The 2,434-nt window shown below is 38.1% G+C and carries 3 protein-coding genes; all 3 read left to right on the forward strand.

All coding sequences use genetic code 11. From position 1 onward, the window contains the following. Positions 1-335: 335 nt before the first annotated feature. Entirely contained in the window at positions 336-896 is a 561-nt protein-coding gene (locus VLB74_RS11255) for a nucleotide exchange factor GrpE (RefSeq protein ID WP_325203554.1), read from the forward strand. 19 nt (positions 897-915) lie between these two features. After that, complete coding sequence (dnaJ, locus tag VLB74_RS11260; protein ID WP_325203555.1) at positions 916-2,043, forward strand: molecular chaperone DnaJ; 1,128 nt, start codon at positions 916-918, stop codon at positions 2,041-2,043. Positions 2,044-2,208: 165 nt separating this feature from the next. Beyond that, positions 2,209-2,434: ATP-binding cassette domain-containing protein (locus tag VLB74_RS11265; protein WP_325203556.1), on the forward strand; the 226-nt coding region annotated here is incomplete at its 3' end.

Here is a 2,434-nt window from a genome sequence, read left to right on the forward strand (position 1 = left end):
ATGATGGATTCAGACGGATTTGCTTTGTATATGGTGCCTTCAGCGGAAGCTACCGCTTCAATATTATCCTTGTTGGTTTCCGTTTCATTTTTTTTGCAGGAGACAAAAACCATACTGGATGCTATCAAAAGGCTTAAAACAATTTTTTTCATAATAATGAATTTTACGCGTTATACAAATCTATTTATTCGTAATCAAAAACTTCTTAAAATTATACTAAAGTTAGATAACTAATTCCGGGTTTGCAATATTTAATTAAAAAAACAAATGACAAATTGACATTTTTAAATGCTTTGGCAATACATTTGCAGTCCCAAAAGTGATACAACAAAATAATGTTCAAAAAAATATTTAAAAATATGAGCCAGGAAAGTACTGAAAACATCGAGAATGAGCAGTTACAAAATGAAAATGTTTCAGAAAACCAGGAGATTGAAAATCCAGTATTGACTCCGGAACAACAATTTGAGGAAGATTTAGCAAAAGAAAAAGATAAATTCCTGCGTTTGTTCGCCGAATTTGAAAACTACAAAAAACGTACCTCGAAAGAGCGTATGGAGCTTTATAAAACTGCCGGTCAGGAAGTTTTACAGTCAATGTTGCCGGTTATGGACGATTTTGACAGGGCTATGGTTCAAATAGCTAAAACAGAAGACGAAAATCTATTGAAGGGAGTTGAATTAATTTACGAAAAATTAAAATCAACATTACTTTCAAAAGGATTGGAAGAAGTAGCAATTAAAGCAGGTGATGTTTTCGATGCCGATTTTGCAGAGGCGGTAACTCAAATTCCAGCTGGAGACGATTTAAAAGGAAAAGTGGTGGATGTAGTGGAAAAAGGATACAAATTAGGTGATAAGATTATCCGTTTCCCGAAAGTAGTTATTGGACAGTAGGCCAAAATAAAAGAAGCTGATGAAAAAAAGAGACTTATACGAAGTATTAGGAGTTCAACGAGGTGCAACCCCAGAGCAGATAAAAAAGGCTTACCGTAAAAAAGCAATTGAATTCCATCCCGATAAAAATCCGGGCGACAAAGTGGCGGAAGATAAATTCAAAGAAGCTGCTGAAGCCTATGAAGTTTTAGGTGATGCTGACAAAAAAGCACGTTATGATCAGTACGGTCATGCTGCCTTTGAAGGAGCCGGCGGATTTGGCGGTGGTGCTCACCACATGAACATGGATGATATTTTCAGTCAATTCGGTGATATCTTCGGAGGTGCCTTTGGTGGCGGTTTCGGCGGATTTGGCGGTGGCGGTGGTGGTCAACGCAGAATGAAAGGCGGAAATCTTCGGATAAAAGTTAAACTTACCTTGGATGAAATTGCCAACGGTGTCGAGAAAAAGGTTAAAGTAAAACGTAAAGTTCAGGCTCAAGGAGTTACTTACAGAACGTGTCCGACCTGTCATGGTTCCGGTCAGGTGATGAAAGTGACTAATACAATATTAGGAAGAATGCAAACGTCTTCACCATGTCATACTTGTGGTGGAACCGGACAAATGATCGACAGCAAACCATCTCAAGCGGATGCGCACGGAATGGTAATGGAAGATGAAACGGTTTCAATCAAAATCCCTGCAGGTGTTGTAGACGGAATGCAGCTGAAAGTATCCGGAAAAGGAAATGACGCTCCGGGGGCAAACAGTATTCCTGGTGATTTGATTGTGGTAATTGAGGAAGTTGAACATGAGTTTTTAAAGCGTGAAGGCGAGAACCTTCATTATGATTTGTATATCAGTTTTGCTGAAGCCGCTTTGGGAACTTCAAAAGATATTGAAGCTGTTGGAGGAAAAGTCCGAATTAAGTTGGAAGAAGGTATCCAGTCCGGAAAAATTCTTCGACTGAAAGGAAAGGGAATTCCAAGTATCAACAGTTACGGAAGCGGCGATTTGTTGGTTCATGTAAATGTATGGACACCAAAAACGTTGACGAAAGAACAAAAACAGTTTTTCGAAAAAGCGTTAACGGATGATAATTTCGTTCCGAAACCGGAAAAAACAGACAAGTCTTTCTTTGAAAAAGTGAAAGATATGTTTTCATAATTTTTTTGTTGTTATGTTTTTAACATAGCAATTTTTTTCCCATCCTGATGATATGTTAGGGTGGGTTTTTTGTGTAACAATATAACACAATCAACAACTAATGCGTACTTTTACACACGCTTGGCTATAATGGCCGAAGTGATGAAATAAAATCAAAATTTTACAATGAGTTCAATTCTTGAAGTTAAAAATGTTGTTAAGCAATATGGTGACTATACTGCTTTAAACAGTGTTTCATTGCAAGTTCCCCAAGGCAGTATTTACGGACTTCTTGGTCCTAACGGTGCCGGAAAAACATCCTTAATCCGTATCATCAACCAAATCACATTGCCTGATGGAGGCGAAGTTTATCTGGATGGTGAAAAATTAGCGCCACACCACGTACAGCACA

It is taken from the genome of Flavobacterium sp. (assembly GCF_035456225.1).
Classification (GTDB): Bacteria; Bacteroidota; Bacteroidia; order Flavobacteriales; family Flavobacteriaceae; genus Flavobacterium.